Annotated in this window: 18 protein-coding genes and 1 pseudogene; 16 read left to right on the forward strand and 3 right to left on the reverse strand. The window is 69.6% G+C overall.

Going from position 1 to position 22,966, the window contains the following annotated elements; all coding sequences use genetic code 11:
- Nucleotides 1-8: 8 nt before the first annotated feature.
- Nucleotides 9-698, reverse strand: a complete 690-nt coding sequence (locus tag NGH83_RS02665; protein WP_251857528.1) for an SUMF1/EgtB/PvdO family nonheme iron enzyme — start codon at nt 696-698, stop codon at nt 9-11.
- Nucleotides 699-788: 90 nt separating this feature from the next.
- On the opposite strand from NGH83_RS02665, the gene NGH83_RS02670 reads away from it, so the two are divergent.
- From NGH83_RS02670 to ilvC, 11 genes and pseudogenes are all read left to right on the forward strand, one after another.
- Nucleotides 789-2,252 carry a trehalose-6-phosphate synthase gene (locus NGH83_RS02670; protein ID WP_251858430.1) on the forward strand — a complete coding sequence of 488 codons (1,464 nt, stop codon included), beginning with the start codon at nt 789-791 and terminating at the stop codon, nt 2,250-2,252.
- Nucleotides 2,249-3,082: a trehalose-phosphatase gene (gene otsB / locus NGH83_RS02675; protein WP_251857529.1), complete on the forward strand. Its 834-nt coding sequence runs from the start codon at nt 2,249-2,251 to the stop codon at nt 3,080-3,082. The genes NGH83_RS02670 and otsB overlap by 4 nt, the downstream gene beginning before the upstream one ends.
- A 250-nt stretch (nt 3,083-3,332) precedes the next feature.
- Nucleotides 3,333-4,790, forward strand: a complete 1,458-nt coding sequence (locus NGH83_RS02680; protein WP_251857530.1) for a cohesin domain-containing protein — start codon at nt 3,333-3,335, stop codon at nt 4,788-4,790.
- A 68-nt stretch (nt 4,791-4,858) separates the two neighbouring features.
- Entirely contained in the window at nt 4,859-6,688 is a 1,830-nt protein-coding gene (locus NGH83_RS02685; RefSeq protein ID WP_251857531.1) for an amidase family protein, read from the forward strand.
- Nucleotides 6,689-6,819: 131 nt separating this feature from the next.
- Nucleotides 6,820-7,164: a hypothetical protein gene (locus NGH83_RS02690; protein ID WP_251857532.1), complete on the forward strand. Its 345-nt coding sequence runs from the start codon at nt 6,820-6,822 to the stop codon at nt 7,162-7,164.
- A gap of 290 nt (nt 7,165-7,454) precedes the next feature.
- Nucleotides 7,455-8,444 (forward strand): ATP-binding cassette domain-containing protein, encoded by a 990-nt coding sequence (locus NGH83_RS02695; protein ID WP_251857533.1) that lies wholly within the window; start codon nt 7,455-7,457, stop codon nt 8,442-8,444.
- Nucleotides 8,441-9,283, forward strand: coding sequence for an ABC transporter permease (locus NGH83_RS02700; protein WP_251857534.1), 843 nt, complete (start codon nt 8,441-8,443; stop codon nt 9,281-9,283). The genes NGH83_RS02695 and NGH83_RS02700 overlap by 4 nt, the downstream gene beginning before the upstream one ends.
- A gap of 201 nt (nt 9,284-9,484) precedes the next feature.
- Nucleotides 9,485-11,200, forward strand: a complete 1,716-nt coding sequence (gene ilvD, locus NGH83_RS02705) for a dihydroxy-acid dehydratase (RefSeq protein ID WP_251857535.1) — start codon at nt 9,485-9,487, stop codon at nt 11,198-11,200.
- Nucleotides 11,201-11,271: 71 nt separating this feature from the next.
- Nucleotides 11,272-13,065, forward strand: a pseudogene (locus NGH83_RS02710) (acetolactate synthase large subunit); the annotation flags it as partial.
- 116 nt (nt 13,066-13,181) lie between these two features.
- Nucleotides 13,182-13,688, forward strand: coding sequence for an acetolactate synthase small subunit (gene ilvN / locus NGH83_RS02715; protein ID WP_251857537.1), 507 nt, complete (start codon nt 13,182-13,184; stop codon nt 13,686-13,688).
- Nucleotides 13,689-13,724: 36 nt separating this feature from the next.
- Nucleotides 13,725-14,750 (forward strand): ketol-acid reductoisomerase, encoded by a 1,026-nt coding sequence (gene ilvC, locus NGH83_RS02720; protein ID WP_251857538.1) that lies wholly within the window; start codon nt 13,725-13,727, stop codon nt 14,748-14,750.
- A 62-nt stretch (nt 14,751-14,812) separates the two neighbouring features.
- On the opposite strand, the gene NGH83_RS02725 is transcribed toward ilvC, so the two are convergent.
- On the reverse strand, nt 14,813-15,604 hold the full coding sequence (locus NGH83_RS02725; RefSeq protein ID WP_251857539.1) for an SGNH/GDSL hydrolase family protein: 792 nt from the start codon (nt 15,602-15,604) through the stop codon (nt 14,813-14,815).
- 131 nt (nt 15,605-15,735) lie between these two features.
- Between NGH83_RS02725 and NGH83_RS02730 the strand changes: the two genes are divergently transcribed.
- Both NGH83_RS02730 and NGH83_RS02735 read left to right on the forward strand, forming a co-directional pair.
- Nucleotides 15,736-16,080 (forward strand): hypothetical protein, encoded by a 345-nt coding sequence (locus NGH83_RS02730; RefSeq protein WP_251857540.1) that lies wholly within the window; start codon nt 15,736-15,738, stop codon nt 16,078-16,080.
- Nucleotides 16,077-16,511: a hypothetical protein gene (locus NGH83_RS02735; RefSeq protein ID WP_251857541.1), complete on the forward strand. Its 435-nt coding sequence runs from the start codon at nt 16,077-16,079 to the stop codon at nt 16,509-16,511. The genes NGH83_RS02730 and NGH83_RS02735 overlap by 4 nt, the downstream gene beginning before the upstream one ends.
- A 4-nt stretch (nt 16,512-16,515) precedes the next feature.
- On the opposite strand, the gene NGH83_RS02740 is transcribed toward NGH83_RS02735, so the two are convergent.
- Nucleotides 16,516-16,935 carry a DoxX family membrane protein gene (locus NGH83_RS02740; RefSeq protein ID WP_251857542.1) on the reverse strand — a complete coding sequence of 140 codons (420 nt, stop codon included), beginning with the start codon at nt 16,933-16,935 and terminating at the stop codon, nt 16,516-16,518.
- Between the two features lie 76 nt (nt 16,936-17,011).
- Between NGH83_RS02740 and NGH83_RS02745 the strand changes: the two genes are divergently transcribed.
- The 3 genes from NGH83_RS02745 to NGH83_RS02755 all read left to right on the forward strand — a co-directional run bounded on the left by NGH83_RS02745 (nt 17,012) and on the right by NGH83_RS02755 (nt 22,923).
- The gene (locus NGH83_RS02745) at nt 17,012-19,495 is read left to right on the forward strand and encodes a phosphoketolase (protein ID WP_251857543.1); all 2,484 of its coding nucleotides are present in this window, start codon (nt 17,012-17,014) and stop codon (nt 19,493-19,495) included.
- A 105-nt stretch (nt 19,496-19,600) separates the two neighbouring features.
- Nucleotides 19,601-21,736: a phosphate acetyltransferase gene (gene pta, locus NGH83_RS02750; RefSeq protein WP_371872734.1), complete on the forward strand. Its 2,136-nt coding sequence runs from the start codon at nt 19,601-19,603 to the stop codon at nt 21,734-21,736.
- Nucleotides 21,733-22,923 carry an acetate/propionate family kinase gene (locus NGH83_RS02755; RefSeq protein ID WP_251857544.1) on the forward strand — a complete coding sequence of 397 codons (1,191 nt, stop codon included), beginning with the start codon at nt 21,733-21,735 and terminating at the stop codon, nt 22,921-22,923. Before pta ends, NGH83_RS02755 begins: the two co-directional genes overlap by 4 nt.
- The last annotated feature ends 43 nt before the right edge of the window (nt 22,924-22,966 follow it).

The raw sequence follows: 22,966 nt of genomic DNA on the forward strand, positions 1-22,966 counted from the left end.
CACGCGGGTCAGCGCTCGGCGGCCGCCGACCACACCTGCGCGGCACCGTCCGCATCGAAGCCCCCGCGGGCGAGTCGGAAGCCGACGTCGGCGTGCGTGGTCCGCGGCGCGGCGCCGCGGCGGGTCGACGCGCGAACGCTCCAGGCATCGTCGGCGAAGCCGCCGCCCCGGAACACGCGGGAACCGTCCCCATCGGGGTCGAGCAGGTCGAAGCACCACTCCCACACGTTGCCGAGGGTGTCGAACAGCCCGTTGAGATTCGGCAGCTTGCCGCCCACCTCCTGTGCGGCGGTGACGCCGTCGAGGTTCGACCAGGCGACCTCGGCGAGCGGCCCGTACTGCGCCGCCGTGGACCCGGCGCGGCACGCGAACTCCCACTCCGCCTCGGTGGGGAGGCGGTAGCCGTCGGAGTCGACGTGCCAGGTCACCTCCTCGCCGTCGAAACCGTAGGCCGGATCGAGGCCTTCCCACTCGGAGGCGGCGTTGCAGAAGCGGATCGCGCGCAGCCAGCTGGCCTGCGTCGCCGGCCGCCGCGGCTCGGCGGCGGCGATTCCGAGCAGGTCGGCCATCTGCTCCTCGGTCACCGCGAAGACGCCGATCTCGAACGGTTCGAGGTCGACGCTCCATCGCGCCCCGCGGCGCGCGTCGGTCAGGACGATCGTGCCGCCTCCGATCCGCGCCATCTCGATCTCGTCCATCCCGCAAGCCTGTCACGCGACCATTCCTCAGGGCCCGTGGACGCCCCCTCGCTAGACTCAGGTCCCGACCCACGAGGATCGGACAGCATCATCGCCACCCCGCAGAACACCTTCGGTTTCGTCGTCGTCTCCAACAGGCTCCCCGTAGACCGGGTCGAGCACGGCGGCGACGGGCAGTGGCAGCGTTCGCCCGGGGGTCTCGTGACGGCGCTCGAACCGGTCATGCAGGCCAACGACGGCGCATGGGTGGGGTGGCCCGGCATCGCGGATCGCGAGTTCGAGCCCTTCGAGAACGACGGGGCCTGGCTCGTCCCGGTGCCGCTGTCCGAGGACGAGGTCGCCGACTACTACGAGGGCTTCTCGAACGACACCCTCTGGCCCCTCTACCACGACGTGATCGCGCAGCCTTCGTACCACCGGGAGTGGTGGGAGGCGTACGTGCGGGTGAACCAGCGTTTCGCGGACGCCGCCGCGAAGGTGGCCGACGAGAAGGCGCTCGTCTGGGTGCAGGACTACCAGCTGCAGCTCGTGCCCGCGATGCTGCGCGAACAGCGGCCCGATCTCACGATCGGGTTCTTCAACCACATCCCGTTCCCCGCCTACGGCATCTACTCGCAGCTTCCGTGGCGCAAGCAGATCGTCGCCGGCCTCCTCGGGGCCGACGTCATCGGCTTCCAGCGCGCCGCCGACGCCGGCAACTTCGCCCGCGCCGTGCGTCGCCTGTTCGGCTACTCGGCGAAGGGCACGCACCTCGAGGTGCCCGAGACGCGCCCCGACGGCAGCACGGAGATGCGGCACGTCGTCGCCCGCCACTTCCCGATCTCGATCGACGTCGCCGGGTACGAGGAGCTCGCGCGGACCGCCGAGGTTCAGGCGCGGGCGGCGGAGATCCGGCGCGAACTCGGCGACCCGGCGATCATCATGCTCGGCGTCGACCGGCTCGACTACACCAAGGGCATCGGGCATCGCATGAAGGCCTTCGGCGAGCTGCTCGCCGACGGGCGGCTCGATGTCGAGAGCTCGATGCTCGTGCAGGTGGCGAGCCCCAGCCGGGAACGCGTCGAGACCTACAAGACCCTCCGCGACGAGATCGAGCTGACGGTCGGGCGCATCAACGGCGACTACGGGCACATCGGCCATCAAGCCATCAACTACCTGCACCAGAGCTACCCGCGCGACGAGATGGTGGCTCTGTTCCTCGCCGCCGATGTGATGCTCGTCACCGCTCTGCGCGACGGAATGAACCTCGTCGCCAAGGAGTACGTCGCGAGCCGCATCGACGAGGGCGGGGTGCTCGTACTCAGCGAGTTCGCCGGCGCCGCCGACGAGCTGAAGAGCGCGCTCCTGATCAACCCGCACGACATCGAGGGCCTGAAGGACGCGATGATGACCGCGGTGTCGATGACGAAGAAGGAACGGCAGACGCGGATGCGGTCGCTGCGCAAGCGGGTGCGCGAGCATGACGTCGAGTTCTGGTCGGCGAGCTTCCTCGACGTGCTCCGCAAGGCGAGCCCGGCGGGCGCCCCCGACGTCGCCGATCCGGGGGACGCATGAACGACTCCGTCGGCGTCCACTCGGGCGGGACCGGGTCCGCGGTGCCGCGCGACCTCCGCGATGCGCTGCGTCGGCTCGCCGCCACCCCGCGCCTGCTCGTCGCCCTCGACTTCGACGGCACCCTCGCTCCGACGGTCGACGACCCGGCGAAGGCTCGCGCGCTGCCCGAGGCGCGGGCGGCCGTCGACCGGATCCTCACCCTTCCCGGAACCCGTGTGGCGTTCGTATCGGGTCGCGCGCTCGACTCGTTGGAGGAGGTCTCCGGGGCGGGGGACGACACGATCCTCGTCGGCTCGCACGGCATCGAGGTGCGTCTCGACTCGCCCGACGAAGTGTTCACCCTCGGCGAGGAGGAGCAGGCCCGGCTCGGTCTCCTCGGCGACGTGCTCGACCAGGTCGCCGACAACGTCGACGACGTGTGGATCGAGACGAAGCCGGCGGGATTCGCGCTGCACACCCGCCTCGCCACCGAGCGCAACAGCCGGATCGCGCATCTCGTCGCCCTCTCCGAGGCTCACGCCGAGGTCGACGATCTGACGGTGCGGCGCGGCAAGGACGTCCTCGAGTTCTCCGTCCGATCGACGACGAAGGGCGAGGCGGTGGAGCACCTGCGCCGCTACACCGGTGCGAGCGCCGTCTTCTACGCGGGCGACGACGTCACCGACGAGGACGCGTTCGAGGCGCTCGGCGACGGCGACCTGGCACTCAAGATCGGCAGCGGCACGACGGTCGCCGACCACCGCGTCGACGGACCCGAGGACGTCGCCCACGTCCTCAGCCTCCTCGCCGACCTGCGGGCGAGCGCGACGGACACCGACCGCTCGAACTGACCGCTCGAGAGCCGGTGGTTCCGCCCGCCTCGAGGAATTCCGGCACATACGCACATCCCGATTGGGAAAACCTTCGGGAATTCCTTCGAGTAGCTGAAACTCCGGCGTAACAGTGGCGCCCCCGCGGCGAAACACGCGTGCAGTTCACTGTGATCTCCCCCTTTCTCCTGCACCACCGACCCTCCTGGAGGTGGCTCTTCGCCATGCCTGCACGCCCGCACGACATCGCTCAGAGAACGGCCCTCGACGCATGACGCGAGGTCTCACATCACGGCGGAAGTGGGTGATCGGCGTCGCCGCCGGCTGCGCCCTCGTCGCCGCCCCCGCCTCGGTGCTCACCGTGAGCGCCGCGTCACTCAATGAAGGCACGGGTGTCGTCGCGACTCCGAGCGCCACGAAGCTCGGGATCGGCGAGAACGTCGGTGTCACGCTGCGCGCCGACGCCAGCGACGACCTCTACGCCGCGTCGGTCGAGATCGGCTTCGACCCCACCAAGGTCGCGTTCGACCCGAACTCGGTGGCGAGCGAATTCGACGGGCTCTACAGCGCCACCGTCGACGAGACCGGCGGCGCCGCAGTCGTCACCTTCTCGGTGACGCGGCTCGGCACCTCCGACGGGCAGGCCGGTCAGGTCGACCTCGGCAGCGTCGGGTTCACCTCGCTCGCGGCCGGAGACGCCGCGCTCACCGTCCGGTCCGTCACGCTGGTCGACAGTGCGTCGGCCGTGCAGTCGAAGCAGCCGGGCACCGCGCTCGGAGTGCAGGTGACGGCGCCAGTCCAGCCGCCGGTCGCCGAGCCGGGCACGGTCGTGAAGCTCGCGACCAGCCACAAGCTCGACGTGACCCCCGCTGGGACCGTGTCGATGGCCGTGTACGTGCGCAACAACGACACCCACGCCGTCGACATCCGCGTCACCACGCCGTACGGCGAGCAGAAGTGGACAAAGATCGAGCCGGGCAAGGCCGTCTACAAATGGATGGACACCGGGCTCGCCTCGGTGCCGGCGGGCAAGTTCACCGTCGCGGGGTACTACTGGACCGGCGTCGGCAACTACCAGCTCTACACCGTCCCGTTCGAGGGCAGGCAGGCTCCCGTCGCCGTCCGCGCGGACGCCGTGACGGCACCCGAGGTCGTGACGCCCGAGCAGGTCGTCGGCAACGGGACTCAGGCCGCCCCGGCCCGTCCGGCGCCGGACGCCCCCGCACCGATCGTCGCCGACACGGTGACGACACCGGAGGTGGGTCTCTCGGGCAACAGCTTCGTGCGCGGAGGCACGGCGCAGATGAGCGTCGCGGGACTCCCTGCGGGGGAGACGTTCCAGGTCGCTCTCGTCGAGGGGGCGACACCCCTCGGTGCGATCTCGACGAACTCGGCGGGTCTGGGCACGACCGACCTCGTCATCCCGGTCGACGCGCCGACCGGTGAGCAGGAGATCGTCGTCTCCGGAGCGTCCGGTGCGGTCGCGACCGTCCCGGTGCTGATCGAGGAGACCGATCCGGTCGAGCCGACAGCGGCAGCGGCCACGACATCGGAGGCCGACGGCGAGCAGCTCGACACCAAGGCACTCGTGGAGGACGCCGCCGAGCCCGCCGCGCAACAGCAGTCGCTCGTCTGGCTGTGGAGCGGCGTGATCGGCGTCGCGCTCCTCGCCGGTGCCGCCCTGCTGATCGCCCGTCGCGTGGCCACCGCACGAGGAGGCAAGCGATGAACGCTCGGCCCTCCACCATCAGTCGTGACAACGGCGCCGCGGGCGCCAGAAGAGGAAGTGATCGGTCGATGAGACGAACGGTCTCCGGCATCACGGCCGGCATCATCGTCGCGGGAGGGTTGGTCGCCGTCGCGCCTCCTGCCTACGCTGCCGACGAGTCGGTCTCGTATCCCGCACCCGACTATCTGAAGGGTGAACTGACGGGCGACCTCAAGATCGACACCGACGACCTGTCGCTGCTCCTCGTCAACATCGGAGCGACGAGCGCCGACCCGGTGTGGCCGCAGGTGGCCGCCGCCGACCTCGACGGCGACGGCACGATCAGCATCGTCGACGTGTCACTGCTGTCGAAGCAGTACCTGTACGACGACGGCGACTTCGAGCTGCTCGAGACGAGCATCGTCGACATCCAGAAGGCCATGACGGCGGGGTCGTTGACCTCTGCGGAGCTGACGGCGCAGTATCTGCAGCGCATCGGCGCCTACGACAGGACTGCGGGAATCGACACGCGCACCACCGCGGCGGCGGCGCAGATGTTCGAGTCGATCATCGCCTCGAACCCCGACGCCATGGCCCAGGCCGCGGCCCTCGACGCCGAACGGGCGACGACCGGGCCGCGCTCGATCCTGCACGGTGTCCCCTTCATCGTGAAGGACAACATCAACACGGTCGGCATGGCGACGACCGCGGGATGCGCGTGCCTGTCGGACAACGTGACCGACACCGACGCCGAGACGGTCGAGCGCCTGCGCGCGGCCGGCGCGGTGCTGATCGCCAAGGCGAACCTGTCCGAGTTCGCTCAATCGACCGTCTCGTCGATCAGCAAGTTCGGGACGACGATGAACGCGTACCGCCTCGACAAGAACTCCGGCGGCTCGAGCGGCGGAAGCGGCGCCTCGGTGTCGGCGAACTTCGCCCCCTTCTCGCTCGGCACCGACACGGGCGGCTCGGTGCGAGTTCCCGCGTCGTTCAACTCGGTGGTCGGCATCCGTCCGACGATCGGTCTCGTCAGCCGTGAGGGCGTCATCCCGCTCGATCTTTACCGCGACACGGTCGGACCGCTCGCGCGAACGGTCTCGGACGCCGCGTTGGCGCTCGACGCGCTCGCCGGCAGCGACCCGCTCGACGCGGTGACGGCCGGCGCCGACGCGGCGAAGCCCGTCTCCTACGTGCAGGGGCTCGACGCCGCCGCACTCAAGGGCAAGCGCATCGGCTACATCACGGGCTTGGTCTCGGGAACGGCCGACGCGGTGGGCTTCCGCCTCGTCGACGACGCCAAGGCAGACCTCCGTGCCGCGGGCGCCACCGTCGTCGATGTGGGAGCGTTCGGCAACGTCGCGGGCTACGCGCTCGGCAGCCTGCCGAGCAGCCGCAGCTTCACGCACGACATGGACGAGTACCTCGACACCTACTACGAGGACGGATACACCTTCCTCGACCTCGCCGAGAAGGTGGCCGAGTCGGAGCGGGTCTCGCCGAACGACGACATGTCGAGCTGGCCGTCGAGCACCATCCGCGGGTGGGCGACCACCACCGAGGCCGAGCGGGATGCGGCGTATCCGACGTTCCTGCGCGCGCAGCAGGCGATGCGCGCCCGCGTCGACCAGCTGATGGCGCAGTACCAGCTCGACGCGCTCATCTATCCGAGCACCGGTGGTGTGGTCGAGAGCCCGGGCAGCAACAACCGGATCAGCGCCTACAGCGGCTACCCGGCCATCTCGGTGCCGATGGGCTTCGCGGACTCCGCGTTGGACGCGACGTCGCACGACGGCACCCCGATGGGGCTCGAGTTCCTGGCGGAGCCCTACTCGGAGGCGAAGCTGATCTCGTACGCGTACGCCTACGAACAGCAGTCGCAGAACCGCCGCCCCACCGCGGTGTTCCCGGCTCTCGACTGATCCGATCGCGGAACGTGGAGGTGCCGTCGCGGGGAACCGCGGCGGCACCTCCGCTTCGCCGAGCGGCATCCTGAGTGCCCCACTCAGGATGCGCGGAGTAGCGTCGCGCCTGTCGAGGAAGGGTGCGGATCATGTCGAGCGATCTCATGGGCGCAGAGAGCAACGTCCAGCGCATCATGTCGACGGGAACCGTCTGGTTCGCGGCGGCGATCGGGAGCGTCGCCGTCTTCTGCGGTCTGCTGCTGTCGTCCGGGTGGCGTCCCGCGGTCCTGTCGGCCGGGCTGCGGGTGCTGTGGTGGATCGGAGCCGGGGCGGTCTCGGCGAGCGTGGCGCTGATCGGCTGGTCGGGGTGCCCCATCCTCGAAACGAGCGTGCCGGTCGCGAACCGCAACAAGACCGTCACGATGCAGGTCGGAACCGCGACGTTCATCGCGGGCAGCGCGCTCGCGGTCCTCGCCGTCCTCCTCGGCCCCTGACCTGCCCGCCGGGCTCGTGTGCCGGTCGCCGCTGACCAAATCAAGGAATTCTCGGTCTCAGCGGGCTCGGATCCGCATGAACGTGTGACTCGACCTTGCTTTCTCCTTGATTCGGTGAGTTGACGGCGGGGGAAGGGCTGGCGGATGCGATGTGCCGCAGCGCGCGCGACGCGCCGGTCCGCTCTTGTCAGCGCGGGATGCCTCCAGTACGGTCGAAGGACTCGATGTGAACACCGTCCACTTCATCGTTTCGCATCGACGACCTCTTCGCCTTTCAGCTCGGGAGACGCATGCCCACCGACCTCGCCATCGAGACCCACGACCTCGTCAAGACCTACGGCAAGACCCGGGCGGTCGACGGCGTCGACCTCGCGATCCCGCGCGGCGGCGTGCACGGCTTCCTCGGGCCCAACGGTGCGGGCAAGACGACCACGATCCGGATGCTCGCGACCCTCATCGCGCCCGACGAGGGAGCCGCCCGCGTGCTCGGCCACGACGTCGTGACCGAGGCCCGCGAGGTGCGCCGCAAGGTGAGCCTCACCGGACAGTTCGCCTCCGTCGACGAAGACCTGACGGGGCGCGAGAACCTCCGGCTGCTCGCGCGGCTCTTCGGCTACAGCGGCGTCACGGCGAAGAGGCGGGCCGACGATCTGCTCGATGCCTTCGGTCTCGCTGACGCCGCCGACCGTCCGGTCAAGAAGTACTCCGGCGGGATGCGCAGGCGCATTGACATCGCCGCGAGCATCGTCGTCACCCCCGAGCTGCTGTTCCTAGACGAGCCGACGACCGGGCTGGACCCGCGCAGTCGCAACGAGGTGTGGGAGATCGTCCGTGCCATGGTGAGCGGGGGCACCACGGTGCTGCTCACCACGCAGTACCTCGACGAGGCCGACCAGCTCGCCGACCGCATCTCGGTCATCGATCGAGGCAAAGTGATCGCCGAGGGCTCGTCGACGCAGCTGAAGGCCTCAGTCGGGTCGGGGTCGCTGCACGTCGTCGTGATGAGCCCCGCCGATCGACCGGAGGCGCGTCGAGTGCTCGAGGAGCAACTCGGGGTCGAGGTGCGGGAGGACGCCGACCCCGCGGCTCTGACCGCCGCGGTGGAGGGATCGGCGCTGGTGACCCGCTCGCTGGCCGCACTCGAGGGCGCCGGGATCCGGCTGGCCCAGTTCTCGCTCGGGCAGCCGACGCTCGACGAGGTCTTCCTCGCCCTCACGGGGCACGGCGCCGACGAGCACCCGACCGACGCGACAACGGATGAGAAGGAGGCGGCGGCATGACCGTCGAAGCAACCCGACCGGGAGACGCGGTCGAGGCACGGTCGATCGCGAGCGTGCTCGCCGACACCGAGCGCCCCGAACCGCCCGGCCCGCTGTCGACATCGCTGACCTTCGGCTGGCGTGCGCTGCTCAAGATCAAGCACGTGCCGGAGCAGCTGTTCGACGTGACCGTCTTCCCGATCATGTTCACCCTGCTGTTCACCTTCCTCTTCGGAGGCGCACTCGCCGGCAGCACCGAGAACTACATCCAGTTCCTGCTGCCCGGCATCATGGTGCAGGGCGTGATCATGATCACGATGTACACCGGCACCACCCTCCGCACCGACGTCGAGAAGGGCGTCTTCGACCGGTTCCGGTCGCTGCCCATCTGGAGGCCGTCGGCCCTCGTCGGCATGCTGCTCGGTGACGCCGTGCGCTTCACCATCTCGTCGGTGGTCACCATCGCGCTCGGCCTGATCCTCGGCTGGCGTCCCGAGGGCGGTGCCGTCGGCGTCGCGCTCGGCGTGCTGGTGATCCTCGTCTTCGCCTTCAGCCTCGGCTGGGTGTGGACGTTCCTCAGCCTCGTGCTGCGCACCTCGGCGGCGGTCATGGGAGCCAGCATGATCCTCATCACCCCGCTGACCTTCGGCAGCAACATCTTCGTCGACCCGTCGACGATGCCGAACTGGTTGCAGGCGTTCGTCGAGGTCAACCCCGTCTCGCACCTCGTCACCTCGGTGCGCGAGCTGATGGGCGGCCTCCCCGTCTCGGGCAGCCTGCCCCTCACGTTCGTCTGGGCGGCGGGCCTCGTGCTGGTCTTCGGCAGCCTGACGATGTGGCGCTACCGCGACCCCCGCTGACCTCACTCACCGGCGCGGGTCCTGACCTCCACTGACCAAATCAAGGAAATCGTGGCCCGAACGGGCTCGGATCGGCATGAACGTGTGACTCGACCCCGCTTTTTCCTTGATCTGGTCAGTGGACAGCGGGCGAAGCGGCGAGGGAGGGGCGGATGCTGGAGCGGCGCCGACCGGGTGCGGCGTGCCGATATCCTCTGTTACATGCTTGAAACCAATGGGGGAGCGGGCGCGCCCGACAGCAAGCCCCGCAGTCGCACCGTCACCGACGGGATCGAGGCCACGACCTCGCGAGGGATGCTCCGTGCCGTCGGCATGGGCGACGCCGACTGGGACAAGCCGCAGATCGGCATCGCCAGCTCGTGGAACGAGATCACCCCCTGCAACCTCTCGCTCGACCGCCTCGCGCAGGCGGCGAAGGAGGGCGTGCACTCGGGTGGCGGCTACCCGCTGCAGTTCGGCACCGTTTCGGTCTCCGACGGCATCTCGATGGGCCACGAGGGCATGCACTTCTCCCTCGTCTCGCGCGAGGTCATCGCCGACAGCGTCGAGGTGGTCATGCAGGCCGAGCGCCTCGACGGATCGGTGCTGCTCGCCGGCTGCGACAAGTCGATCCCCGGCATGCTGATGGCGGCCGCGCGACTCAACCTCTCGAGCGTCTTCGTCTACGCCGGCTCCATCGCGCCCGGCTGGGTCAAGCTCAGCGACGGCACCGAGAAGGACATCACGATCATCGACTCCTTCGAGGCGGTCGGTGCTGTGAAGGCCGGCAAGATGACCGAGGCCGACGCCAAGCGCATCGAGTGCGCCTTCGCCCCCGGCGAGGGGGCCTGCGGCGGCATGTACACCGCCAACACCATGGCGAGCGTCGCCGAGGCGCTCGGCCTCAGCCTCCCCGGCTCGGCGTCGCCGCCCTCGGCCGACCGCCGCCGCGACTACTACTCGCACCGCGCGGGCGAGGCCGTCGTCAACCTGCTCCGCCTCGGCATCACCGCGCGCGACATCCTGACCAAGAAGGCGTTCGAGAACGCCATCGCGGTGGGCATGGCGCTCGGCGGCTCGACCAACATCGTGCTCCACCTGCTCGCCATCGCGCACGAGGCCGAGGTCGAGCTCACCCTCGACGACTTCAACCGCATCGGCTCGAAGGTGCCGCATATCGGCGACCTCAAGCCGTTCGGCAAGTACGTGATGAACGACGTCGACCGTCACGGCGGCATCCCGACCCTCATGAAGGCGCTGCTCGAGGCCGGCCTGATCCACGGCGACGCGCTCACGGTCACCGGCAAGACCGTCGCCGAGAACCTCGCCGAGATGGACATCGACCCGCTCGACGGCGAGGTGCTGCGTACCCTCGACAACCCCATCCACGAGTCCGGCGGCCTCACCATCCTCAAGGGCTCGCTCGCCCCCGAGGGTGCGGTCGTCAAGACGGCCGGATTCGACGCCGCCGTCTTCGAGGGCCCCGCCCGCGTCTTCGAGCGTGAGCGCGGCGCGATGGACGCTCTGACCAACGGCGAGATCAAGCACGGCGACGTCGTCGTCATCCGCTACGAGGGCCCCAAGGGCGGTCCCGGCATGCGCGAGATGCTCGCCATCACCGCCGCCATCAAGGGTGCGGGCCTCGGAAAAGATGTACTACTGTTGACGGACGGCAGATTCTCAGGCGGCACAACCGGCCTGTGCATCGGCCACATAGCTCCCGAAGCGGTCGACGCAGGTCCGATCGCCTTCGTGCGCGATGGTGATCTGATTCGGGTCGATATCGCCGCTCGCTCGATCGACCTACTGGTCGACGCCGCAGAGCTGGAAGCCAGGTCCGCTGGTTGGGCCCCCCTTCCTCCGCGCTATACCCGTGGCGTCCTCGCGAAGTACTCCAAGCTCGTGCATTCCGCGGCTGTCGGCGCCATCACCGGCTGACGCAGCTCGGATGACCCAGCCGGGGTAGCTCCGCCCGCTCCTCACACCTCTCCGATCGCCGAAGGATCAGCATGTCCGCGACTCCGACACCCACGCCCGGCGCGCCCCGCGCACAGGCACCAGAGCAGCTGACGGGAGCGGAGGCAGTCGTCCGCACCCTCGAGCTCTTGGGGGTCACCGATGTCTTCGGACTTCCGGGCGGCGCGATCCTGCCGGTCTACGACCCGCTGATGGACACCACGAAGATCCGGCACATCCTCGTGCGTCACGAGCAGGGCGCCGGTCACGCCGCCGAAGGCTACGCCTCGTCGTCGGGCAAGGTCGGCGTCGCCATCGCGACCTCCGGGCCGGGAGCCACGAACCTCGTCACCGCCATCGCCGACGCCTACATGGACTCGGTGCCGATGCTCGCGATCACCGGACAGGTGTTCTCGACCCTCATGGGCACCGACGCGTTCCAGGAAGCCGACATCGTGGGCATCACGATGCCGATCACGAAGCACAGCATTCTCGTGAAGACGCCGGATGAGATCCCCGGAGCCATCGCGGCGGCGTACCACATCGCCTCCACCGGCCGCCCCGGCCCGGTGCTCGTCGACATCACGAAGGACGCCCAGCAGAACACGGCGCCGTTCATCTGGCCGCCCAAGGTCGACCTGCCCGGCTACCGGCCCGTCACCAAGGCGCACGGCAAGCAGATCCTCGCCGCCGCCCAGATGCTCGTCGACGCGAAGCGCCCTGTGCTCTACGTCGGCGGCGGAGTCGTGCGCTCCCGCGCGGCCGCCGAACTGCTCGCCCTCGCCGACGCGGTCGGCGCCCCGGTCGTGACGACCCTGATGGCGCGCGGTGCGTTCCCCGACTCGAACCCGCTGAACCTCGGCATGCCCGGCATGCACGGCACCGTCCCGGCGGTGCTCGCGCTGCAGGAGAGCGACCTGATCGTCTCGCTCGGCGCCCGATTCGACGACCGGGTCACCGGCAAGGCGGCGCTCTTCGCACCCGACGCGAAGGTCGTGCACGTCGACATCGACCCGGCCGAGATCTCGAAGATCCGCATCGCCGACGTGCCCATCGTCGGCGACCTGAAGGACGTCCTCGTCGACCTGCTCGCCGCCTTCCGCGACGCGCGGCCGGCCGCCGCCGACGCTCCCTACGCCGCGTGGTGGAACCGACTGAACGAGCTCCGCGAGGAGTTCCCGCTCGGCTACACCCCGACGACCGATGGTCTGCTGTCGCCGCAGTACGTGATCCAGCGCATCGGCGAGCTCACCGGACCCGAGGGCGTGTACGCCGCGGGTGTCGGCCAGCACCAGATGTGGGCCGCCCAGTTCATCAAGTACGAACGTCCCAACTCGTGGCTCAACTCCGGCGGCGCCGGCACCATGGGCTACTCGGTGCCCGCCGCCATGGGCGCGAAGGTCGCCCAGCCCGACCGGACCGTGTGGGCGATCGACGGCGACGGCTGCTTCCAGATGACCAACCAGGAGCTCGCCACCTGCGTCATCAACAACATCCCGATCAAGGTCGCGATCATCAACAACAGCTCGCTCGGCATGGTGCGCCAGTGGCAGACGCTGTTCTACGACGGCCGCTACTCGAACACCAACCTCAACACCGGGCACGGGTCGATCCGTGTCCCCGACTTCGTGAAGCTCGCCGACGCCTACGGCGCGCTCGGCATCCGGGTGACCGAGGAGTCCGAGGTCGACGACGCGATCAGGCAGGCGCTCGAAACGAACGACCGCCCCGTCGTGATCGACTTCGTCGTCTCGGCCGACGCGATGGTGTGGCCGATGGTGCCGCAGGGGGTGTCGAACAGCTACGTGCAGTACGCCCGCGAGCACTCTCCGACCTGGGACGACGACGCTGCCGAGACCGGCCGCAGCGCCGACACCGAGGTGAGCGAAGCGACCGCCGAGGTCGAGATCGAATCGGCTGCCGAGGGACGCTCCGATAGCCGCTCCGCGAAGGGAGGTGCGCGATGAGCCACGTCCTCTCGCTCCTTGTCGAAGACAAGCCGGGTCTGCTGACCCGAGTCGCCGGCCTCTTCGCCCGCCGCGGCTTCAACATCGAGTCGCTCGCGGTCGGCCACTCCGAGATCCCCGGCCTGTCGCGCATCACGGTCGTCGTCGACGTCGAGGATCTGCCGCTCGAGCAGGTGACGAAGCAGCTCAACAAGCTGATCAACGTCATCAAGATCGTCGAACTCGACCCCGTGCAGTCGGTGCAGCGCGAGCATCTGCTGATCAAGGTGAAGGCCGACGGGGCGAGCCGCTCGCAGATCCTCGAAGCCGTGAATCTCTTCCGCGCCAAGGTCGTCGACGTCGCCACCGACGCCCTGGTCATCGAGGTGACCGGCGACACCGCCAAGACGCAGGCGCTGCTCAAGGTGCTCGAGCCCTTCGGCATCCGAGAGATCGCCCAATCCGGCCTGCTCGCGATCGGTCGAGGCTCGAAGAGCATCACCGAACGCGTCGCCAAGAACTGACCCACGAACCCCGATAAGAAGAAAGAAGCACTTCGCATGACGGACATCCGCTACGACAAGGACGCCGACCTCGCCATCATCCAGGGCAAGAAGGTCGCCGTCATCGGGTACGGCTCGCAGGGCCACGCCCACGCGCTGAACCTCCGCGACTCGGGCGTCGAGGTCGTCGTCGGCCTCAAGGAGGGCTCGAAGAGCCGCCAGAAGGCGGAGGACGCGGGCTTCCGCGTGCACACCCCCGGCGACGCCGCCCGGTGGGCCGACGTCATCGTGATCCTCGCGCCCGACCAGCACCAGCGCGGTCTCTACGCCGAGGACATCAAGGACAACCTCGAAGAGGGCAACGCGCTCGTCTTCGGCCACGGATTCAACATCCGCTTCGGCTACATCGAGGCCCCCGAGGGCGTCGACGTCTTCATGGTCGCCCCCAAGGGCCCCGGCCACACCGTTCGCCGCGAGTACGAGGCGGGACGCGGCGTGCCCGTCATCGTCGCCGTCGAGAAGGACGCGACCGGAAACGCGTGGGACCTCGCCTGGTCGTACGCGAAGGGCATCGGCGGCCTCCGCGCGGGCGGCATCGTCACCACCTTCACCGAGGAGACGGAGACCGACCTGTTCGGCGAGCAGGCCGTGCTCTGCGGCGGCGTCTCGCAGCTCGTCCAGTACGGCTTCGAGACCCTCACCGAGGCGGGCTACCAGCCGCAGGTCGCCTACTTCGAGGTGCTGCACGAGCTCAAGCTCATCGTCGACCTCATGTGGGAGGGCGGCATCGCGAAGCAGCGCTGGAGCGTCTCCGACACGGCCGAGTACGGCGACTACGTCTCCGGCCCGCGCGTCATCGACCCGAGCGTGAAGGAGAACATGAAGGCCGTGCTCTCCGACATCCAGGACGGCACCTTCGCCAAGCGCTTCATCGCCGACCAGGACGCGGGCGCCCCCGAGTTCAAGGAGCTCCGTGCCAAGGGCGAGGCGCACCCCATCGAGGCCACCGGTCGCGAGCTGCGTGCCCTCTTCGCTTGGAAGCAGCAGGACGCGGACTACACCGACGGGTCGGCCGCGCGCTGATCTGATCCCACTCGCCCACTTCACCCCGTCCGGGGCTCCGGACACGGGGTGAAGTGGGCGAGTCACGTTAACCGGCGGGTGCCGCCCTTCGGCGGAACCGTCACCAGGTGCGGCCAGCGCGGCGACAGGGTGTCGCCCAGAGTCACCCTGCGGAGTTTGCGGCCGACCAGCGGCAGCAGCCAGTCCACCGTCCACCGGTGCTGGTCGCGCAGCCACTCGCGCGCACTGCGCGGCGCGGGCGGGTCCCACGGGCCTGCGCTGATCGTGTGCGGCACGTCGAGGGCGTCGAGCACCCGCGCCGCCAGCCGCTTGTGCCCGCGTTTCGACATGTGCAGCCGGTCGGGCGCCCACATCCGCGGATTGGCGTACTCCTCGAACCTCCAGTAGTCGATGAGCACCGCACCGACCTCGCGGGCGATCCTCCGCACCTCGTCGTTGTAGAGCCGGTTGCGGCGCAGGAACACCTTCAACGCCGGATGCGCGACGATGTCGTATCCGGTGAAGAGCACCAGGGTCGCGCCGGTCGCCGCGAGGTCCCGCACCATCGCCTCGTATTCGACCATCAGGGCGGCGACGTCGGTGCCGACGTCGAGAAGATCGTTGCCGCCCGCGTAGACGGTGATGAGGGTCGGGCGCAGCGCGATCGCAGCGGGGACCTGATCGGCGTCGATCTGGCGCAGTCGCTTGCTGCGCACCGCCAGATTGGCGTACTGCCATCCGGGCTGGTGTCGCGCCAGTCGGTCGGCGACACGGTCGGCCCAGCCGCGCACCCCGTTCGGCAGGGTCGGGTTCAGGTCGCCGACGCCCTCGGTGAAGGAGTCGCCGATCGCGACGAAACGCCCGGGACCCTGCATCAGCGGTGCGGATCCGGTCGACGCACGCACCTCACCGCACCAGCTTGTCAGCGTCGGACGGCCTCCGCGCGAACCCCGGATGACATTCCGGTGACGAGGCCGCCGCCGCTCCACCATGGACAATGGGAGGAGTGGATGAGCGCACCGAGACGACCGGCGACGATGCCGACACGCGGACGGCCGCTGCGGCCGACGGTGCCGCACGCGTGGTCCACCGCGTGGTCCTCGGCGTCTTCGCCGCGGTCTACCTCGCCCTCGCCATCGGATGGGTGCTCGTCGTCGCCGACAACGGCACCGCGCTCGGCGCCCCGCTCGCCGAAGGCCTGTACCTGGTCGGGCTCGGCTTCGCGGTTCTCGCGGCACCGCTGTGGTTCGTCGCCAGCATGCTGCTGGCCCGCAGTGCGCAGAGCCGGGTGCTGTGGATGCTCGTCGGCGTGGTCGTCCTCCTGCCGTGGCCGGCGGTGATCGGCCTATGACCGGGTCGTCGGAGGCCGACGATGATAAGGGCGCCGAGGCCGGGGCGGTGCCGTCGGCAAGCGCCGAGTCGGCCGTCGAGGCGACCGACCGCGAGGCCCGCATCGGCAAGGTCGTCGAGCGGACGCGCCGCGCCCGCCGGCTCACCATCGGCATCGCTCTCGCCGCCGGCGTCCTCTACGCCTGGGATCTCGTCGAGGCGGTGGGCAACCTCGTCGTGCTCCTGCAGTACGCGGCGCTCGTCGGCGGCTCCCTCAACTCCTTCGCCTGGCTGGTGCTCGGCACGGCCATCGCCCTGCCCGTCGTGGTCTACGCGGGCGCGCTCGTCCTCGCGCGCGGCCGGGGTCCGCTGCGGACAGCCGTCGTACTCGCGGCTGGGCTCGGCGTCGTCGCCTGCCTCTCGCTCATCATCGAGCGGCTCCTCGGCGGGTGAGCGCTCAGGCGACCGGCGCGAAGGCCGACGCCGGCACCAGCGCGGCGACGGCGAGCAGGAGCACGAGCACCAGCTGACCCGCGTAGCGCGGCCAGAACGGGAACGCGAGGCGCCCGAACGTCTCGGGTCGCGTCGCCGCATACGCGTTCGCGGGGAACACCGCGACGAGGAAGACCACGAGCAGTGTCGCCGCCAGCGGGGCCACCGGCGGGAGAAGCACGCCGATCCCGCCCGCGATCTCGCAGACGCCGGTGAACAGTACCAGGCGCATCGCCGTCTCGGGCGCGGAACCGCGCAGCGCAGGCGGGATCATCTTCGCCATCACCCGGCGCGGGCCGGGACGGAAGTGATTCACGCCCATGCCGATGAACGCAGCGGCGAGAGCGATCCGGATGCCCCACTGGACGATCTCGACGGCGCTCATCCCGTCATCCTCGCACCCCTCACTGTTCGCAAATTCGTCCCTGGGCGGCGAGCGGGCTGCGTGCCAGACTGGCGCCATGGTTCGAGGTTCGAAGCACCCGTCCACATCCGGCACCGCCGACAACGCCCCCGCTCGCGGCGAGGGTGTCTCCGACGAGACCGTCGCCGCTCTCGACGCCTGGTGGCGCGCGGCGAACTACCTCTCCGTCGGACAGATCTATCTGCTCGGCAACGCGCTGTTGCGGGAGCCGCTGAAGCCGGAGCACGTCAAACCCCGTCTGCTCGGCCATTGGGGCACGACCCCGGGCCTCAACTTCATCTACGCCCACCTCAACCGCGCCATCCGCGAGCGCGACCTCGACAGCATCTTTATCGCAGGCCCGGGTCACGGCGGCCCCGGAGTCGTCGCAAGCGCTTATCTCGACGGCACCTACTCCGAGATCTACGGCGACATCGACCGCTCAGCGGAGGGCGTGCAGAAGCTGATGCGCCAGTTCTCGTTCCCGGGAGGCATCCCGAGCCACGCGGCACCCGAGACGCCCGGATCGATCCACGAGGGCGGAGAGCTCGGCTACGCCCTCTCGCACGCCTACGGTGCCGCGTTCGACAACCCGAATCTCCTCGTCGCGGCCGTCGTCGGCGACGGCGAGGCCGAGAGCGGGCCGCTCGCCACGAGCTGGCACTCCAACAAGTTCGTCGACCCGGCGCAGGACGGGGTCGTGCTGCCGATCCTGCATCTGAACGGATACAAGATCGCGAACCCGACCATCCTCGCCCGCATCCCGGAGGAGGAGCTGCTGCAGCTGATGCGCGGGTACGGGCACGAGCCGTTCCTGTTCGCGGCGGAGGCCGACGAGCCGCACGACGCGGTGCATCGCCGGTTCGCCGCGGTGCTCGACCAGGTCCTCGACCGCATCGCCGACATCAAGTCGAAGGCGGCCGCCGGTGCGCTCGACGAGCGTCCGCGCTGGCCGATGATCATCTTCCGCACCCCGAAGGGCTGGACCGGCCCGAAAGAGGTCGACGGGAAGAAGACCGAAGGCAGCTGGCGGGCCCACCAAGTACCGCTCGCGAACGCGCGGGACACCCCCGAGCACACGGAACTGCTGGAGGACTGGCTGCGCTCGTACCGCCCCGAGGAGCTGTTCGACGAGGCGGGCGCGCTCGTGCCGCTCGCGACGGCTCTCGCGCCCGAGGGCGACCGGCGGATGAGCGCCAACCCGGTCGCGAACGGCGGCCTGCTGCGCCGCGACCTGCGCCTGCCCGACTTCCGCGACTACGCCGTCGACGTGCCGGAACCCGGTGCCAGCACCGCCGAGGCGACGAAGGTGCTCGGCGAGTGGATGGCCGAGGTCATGCGTCGCAACCCCGACAACTTCCGGCTGTTCGGGCCCGACGAGGTGAACTCGAACCGGCTCTCGCCCGTCTTCGAGGTCACCGACCGCCAGTGGGATGCGATCACCGTCCCCGACGACGACCATCTCGCCCGCGCCGGCCGCGTGATGGAGGTGCTGAGCGAACACCAATGCCAGGGCTGGCTCGAGGGGTACCTCCTCACCGGCCGGCACGGCGTCTTCACGAGCTACGAGGCGTTCATCCACATCGTCGACTCGATGCTCAACCAGCACGCCAAGTGGCTGAAGGTCGCGCGCACCCTGCCGTGGCGCCGCCCGGTGTCGTCGCTCAACTACCTGCTCAGCTCGCACGTCTGGCGTCAGGATCACAACGGCTTCTCGCATCAGGATCCCGGCTTCATCGACTTCGTCGTCAACAAGAAGGCCGACGTGGTCCGGGTCTACCTGCCGTTCGACGCGAACACGCTGCTGTCGACCTACGACCACTGCCTTCGCACGACCGACTACGTCAATGTCGTCGTCGCCGGCAAGCAGCCGACAGCCAACTGGCTCACCATGGATCAGGCGATCGACCACTGCACGCGGGGCCTCGGCATCTTCGAGTGGGCGGGAACCGAGGTGCCGGGGGAGGAGCCCGACGTCGTGCTCGCCTGCGCCGGGGATATCCCAACGCTCGAAGTGCTCGCGGCGGCGAAGATCCTCCGCGAGCGTCTGCCCGAGCTCAAGGTGCGGGTCGTGAACGTCGTCGACCTGATGCGGCTGCAGACCGAGAGCGAGCATCCGCACGGACTGAACGACCACGCGTTCGACGCGATCTTCACCACGACGAAGCCGGTGATCTTCGCCTATCACGGCTACCCGTGGCTGATCCACCGCCTCACCTACCGCCGGGCGGGTCACGCGAACATCCACGTGCGCGGATACAAGGAGGAGGGCACCACGACGACGCCGTTCGACATGGTGATGCTGAACGACCTCGACCGCTACCACCTGGTGATCGACGTCATCGACCGCACGCCGGGGCTCGCCGAGCGGGCGGGGCTGCTGCGGCAGGAGATGCAGGACGCCCGCATCGACGCCCGCCAGTACACGCGGGAGTTCGGCGAGGACATCCCGGTCGTCGCCGACTGGGTGTGGCCCGACGACGAGGCGGGGGAGCGCACCCTGTCCCAGGCCGGCACCGACACCGGCGCCGACAACCTCTAGGTGTGCGCGAGAACGCACGTTCCGGGCTCGTGCGCCCGCCGGAACGTGCGTCTGTGCCCGCAATATCGGACTTCGACGGGGTGTAGAAATAGGTAGGATTTCCTCGTGGCCATTGAGACGCGCAACGTCTACATCACGTCCGTCGAGGGTGACACCGGCAAGTCCACCGTCGCTCTCGGGGTGCTCGACACCCTGACCCACGAGATCGACCGCGTCGGCGTCTTCAGACCGGTCGCCCGGTCGACCAGCGAGCGCGACTACGTGCTCGAGATGCTGCTCGATCACGACGGCGTCGAGCTCAGCTACGAGGACTGCATCGGCGTCGGCTACGACGAGGTGCACGCCGACCCCGACGCGGCGCTCTCCCGCATCGTCGAGCGCTACAAGGCGGTCGAGGCGCGCTGCAGCGCGGTCGTCATCCTCGGCTCCGACTACACCGACGTCGGCACCCCGACCGAGCTGTCGTTCAACGCCCGCGTCGCCGCGAACCTCGGCGCCCCCGTCGTGCTCGTGCTCGGCGGCCGCGCCTCCGGGCAGGGCGGCGAGCTCGGATCGCCGCGCTCTCGCACCGCCGACGAGCTCGCCCAGGTCGCCGAGGTCGCCGTCGGCGAGCTGCACGACGAGCACGCGTCCTTGCTCGCCGTCGTCGCCAACCGCGTCGAACCGGCCATCGTGCAGGCGGTGCGCTTCACCGTCGGACTCGCGCTGCACGACGAGAACGTGCCCGTCTGGGCGATCCCCGAAGACCCGATGCTCGTCGCCCCCACGATGCAGAACCTCATGGACGCGACAGGCGGCACGCTCATCAAGGGCGACGCGGCGATGCTGCAGCGCTCGGTGTTCGGTGTCGTCATCGCCGCGATGTCGATGGTCAACGTGCTGCCCCGCCTCACCGAGGGATCCGTCGTCGTGGTCCCCGGCGACCGTGTCGAGGTGCTCGTCGCCGCTCTCCTCGCCCAGGCGTCGGGCACGTTCCCCTCGCTCGCGGGCATCCTGTTGAACGGCGGATTCGAGCCGCCCGCCTCCATCGAACGCCTCATCGAGGGCGTCGAGGTGAACCTCCCGATCGTCGCCACGAACCTCGACACCTACGAGACGACGCTGCGCGTCACGCAGTCGCGGGGCCGGCTCGCCGCCGAGTCGCCGGCGAAGTTCGAGCAGGCGCTCGCCCTGTTCGAGCGGTCGGTCGACCGCAAGGCGCTCGTCGACCTCCTCGAGGTGCCGCACGCCACCATCACGACGCCGCTGATGTTCGAGCACAAGCTGCTCGAGGAGGCGCGCGCCGCCGGATCGCGCATCGTGCTGCCCGAGGGCGACGACGACCGCATCCTGCTCGCCGCCGACCGTCTGCTGCGCCGCGACGTCGCGAAGCTCACGATCCTCGGCGACGAGGCCGAGATCCGCGCCCGGGCGCTCTCGCTCGGCGCCGATCTCACCGACGCGACGATCATCAGCCCGTTCGACCCGGAGCTGCGCGAGCGCTTCGCCGAGGAGTACACACGGCTTCGCGGTCACAAGGGCGTCACCATCGACATCGCCCGCAACGTCGTCACCGACGTGTCCTACTTCGGCACCCTCATGGTGCACCTCGGCCTCGCCGACGGCATGGTCTCGGGCGCCGCGCACACGACGGCGCACACGATCCGCCCGTCATTCGAGATCATCCGCACCAAGCCGGGCGTCTCGGTGGTCTCGAGCGTGTTCCTGATGGCCCTCGCCGACCGGGTCCTCGTCTACGGCGACTGCGCCGTCATCCCCGACCCCACCAGCGAGCAGCTCGCCGACATCGCGATCTCATCGGCCACTACGGCGGCCGCGTTCGGCATCGACCCGCGCGTCGCGATGCTCTCGTACTCGACCGGGCAATCGGGCGAGGGCGCCGACGTCGAGAAGGTGCGCGCCGCGACCGCGCTGGTGCGCGAACGCCGCCCCGACCTGCTCGTCGAAGGGCCGATCCAATACGATGCGGCCGCCGACGCGGCCGTCGCCGCCGCGAAGCTGCCCGAATCGGAGGTCGCCGGCCGCGCCACCGTGTTCGTCTTCCCCGACCTCAACACGGGCAACAACACTTACAAGGCGGTGCAGCGCAGCGCCGGGGCCGTCGCCATCGGCCCGGTGCTGCAAGGCCTCAACAAGCCGGTCAACGACCTCTCGCGCGGCGCCCTCGTGCAGGACATCGTCAACACGGTGGCGATCACGGCCATCCAGGCCGGCCAGCAGGAAGGGCGGAGCACCGAGTGAGCGGCGTCCTCGTCATCAACAGCGGCTCGTCGTCGCTGAAGTACCAGTTCATCGACACCGCCACCGAAGAGGTGCTCGCCAAGGGCCTCATCGAGCGGATCGGCCAGTCCGAAGGAGTCGTCACCCACGAGGTCGGCGACGACGAATGGGCCATCGAGGAGCCGCTGCCCGATCATGACGCCGCCTTCGCGGCCATGATCCGCGCGTTCGACGAGCACGGGCCCTCGCTCGGCGGCGACGCCGTCGGCGCCATCGGTCACCGCGTGGTGCACGGCGGGGCCCGCTTCTTCGCGCCCACGATCGTGACGCCGCAGGTGGAGCGCGACATCGACGAGCTGGCCGAGTACGCGCCGCTGCACAACCCGGCGAACCTCGCCGGCATCAGAGCGGCGGGCAAGGCGTTCCCAGGCGTCGAACAGGTGACGGTCTTCGACACCGCCTTCCACCAGACCATGCCGCCCGAGGCCTACACCTACGCCATCGACGACTCCATCGCCCGCCGCTACCGCATCCGCCGTTACGGATTCCACGGCACCTCGCACAAGTACGTCTCCGAACGCGCGGCGGCGTTCCTCGGCCTGCCGCTCGAGCAGTCGAGGCTCATCGTCCTGCACCTCGGCAACGGCGCGTCGGCGTGCGCCGTCGAGAACGGCCGCTCGGTCGACACCTCGATGGGGTTCACGCCGTTGCAGGGGCTCGTCATGGGCACACGGTCGGGCGACCTCGACCCCGCGATCGTGTTCCAGCTCGCGCGCTTCGGGGGTCTCGGCCTCGATGAGCTCGATGAGCTGCTCAACAAGAAGAGCGGGATGCTCGGGCTCACGGGCACCGCCGACATGCGCGACGTCACCGACGCGATCGCGAAGGGCGACCCGTCGGCGAAGCGTGCGCTCGACGTCTACACCCACCGCATCAAGCAGTACGTCGGCTCCTACCTGGCCGTGCTGGGCGGCGCCGATGCCATCGTCTTCACGGCGGGGGTCGGCGAGAACGCGGCCCTCGTGCGGGCGGGAGCGCTCGCCGGCCTCGAAGGCCTCGGCATCCAGCTCGACGCCGACGAGAACGCCCGGCGCGTGAAGGGCGAACGCCGGATCTCGGCGGAGGGGTCCCGGATCCCGGTGCTCGTCATCCCGACGAACGAGGAGCTCGAGATCGCCCGGCAGACGGTCGCCGTCGTCGCTGCGTGACGTCGCGAGTCGCGGCGACGGGCGGCCGGGAGCCCTGCCGCTA

The sequence above is a fragment of the Herbiconiux sp. L3-i23 genome, from assembly GCF_023734115.1.
Classification (GTDB): domain Bacteria; phylum Actinomycetota; class Actinomycetes; order Actinomycetales; family Microbacteriaceae; genus Naasia.

Excerpts from the sequence above, each read along its gene's own strand:
- NGH83_RS02665 (WP_251857528.1), bottom strand. The coding sequence starts at position 698 with ATGGACGAGATCGAGATGGCGCGGATCGGAGGCGGCACGATCGTCCTG.
- otsB (WP_251857529.1), top strand. The coding sequence starts at position 2,249 with ATGAACGACTCCGTCGGCGTCCACTCGGGCGGGACCGGGTCCGCGGTG.
- NGH83_RS02680 (WP_251857530.1), top strand. The coding sequence starts at position 3,333 with ATGACGCGAGGTCTCACATCACGGCGGAAGTGGGTGATCGGCGTCGCC.
- NGH83_RS02685 (WP_251857531.1), top strand. The coding sequence starts at position 4,859 with ATGAGACGAACGGTCTCCGGCATCACGGCCGGCATCATCGTCGCGGGA.
- NGH83_RS02690 (WP_251857532.1), top strand. The coding sequence starts at position 6,820 with ATGTCGAGCGATCTCATGGGCGCAGAGAGCAACGTCCAGCGCATCATG.
- NGH83_RS02695 (WP_251857533.1), top strand. The coding sequence starts at position 7,455 with ATGCCCACCGACCTCGCCATCGAGACCCACGACCTCGTCAAGACCTAC.
- NGH83_RS02700 (WP_251857534.1), top strand. The coding sequence starts at position 8,441 with ATGACCGTCGAAGCAACCCGACCGGGAGACGCGGTCGAGGCACGGTCG.
- ilvD (WP_251857535.1), top strand. The coding sequence starts at position 9,485 with ATGCTTGAAACCAATGGGGGAGCGGGCGCGCCCGACAGCAAGCCCCGC.
- ilvN (WP_251857537.1), top strand. The coding sequence starts at position 13,182 with ATGAGCCACGTCCTCTCGCTCCTTGTCGAAGACAAGCCGGGTCTGCTG.
- ilvC (WP_251857538.1), top strand. The coding sequence starts at position 13,725 with ATGACGGACATCCGCTACGACAAGGACGCCGACCTCGCCATCATCCAG.
- NGH83_RS02725 (WP_251857539.1), bottom strand. The coding sequence starts at position 15,604 with ATGCAGGGTCCCGGGCGTTTCGTCGCGATCGGCGACTCCTTCACCGAG.
- NGH83_RS02735 (WP_251857541.1), top strand. The coding sequence starts at position 16,077 with ATGACCGGGTCGTCGGAGGCCGACGATGATAAGGGCGCCGAGGCCGGG.
- NGH83_RS02740 (WP_251857542.1), bottom strand. The coding sequence starts at position 16,935 with ATGAGCGCCGTCGAGATCGTCCAGTGGGGCATCCGGATCGCTCTCGCC.
- NGH83_RS02745 (WP_251857543.1), top strand. The coding sequence starts at position 17,012 with ATGGTTCGAGGTTCGAAGCACCCGTCCACATCCGGCACCGCCGACAAC.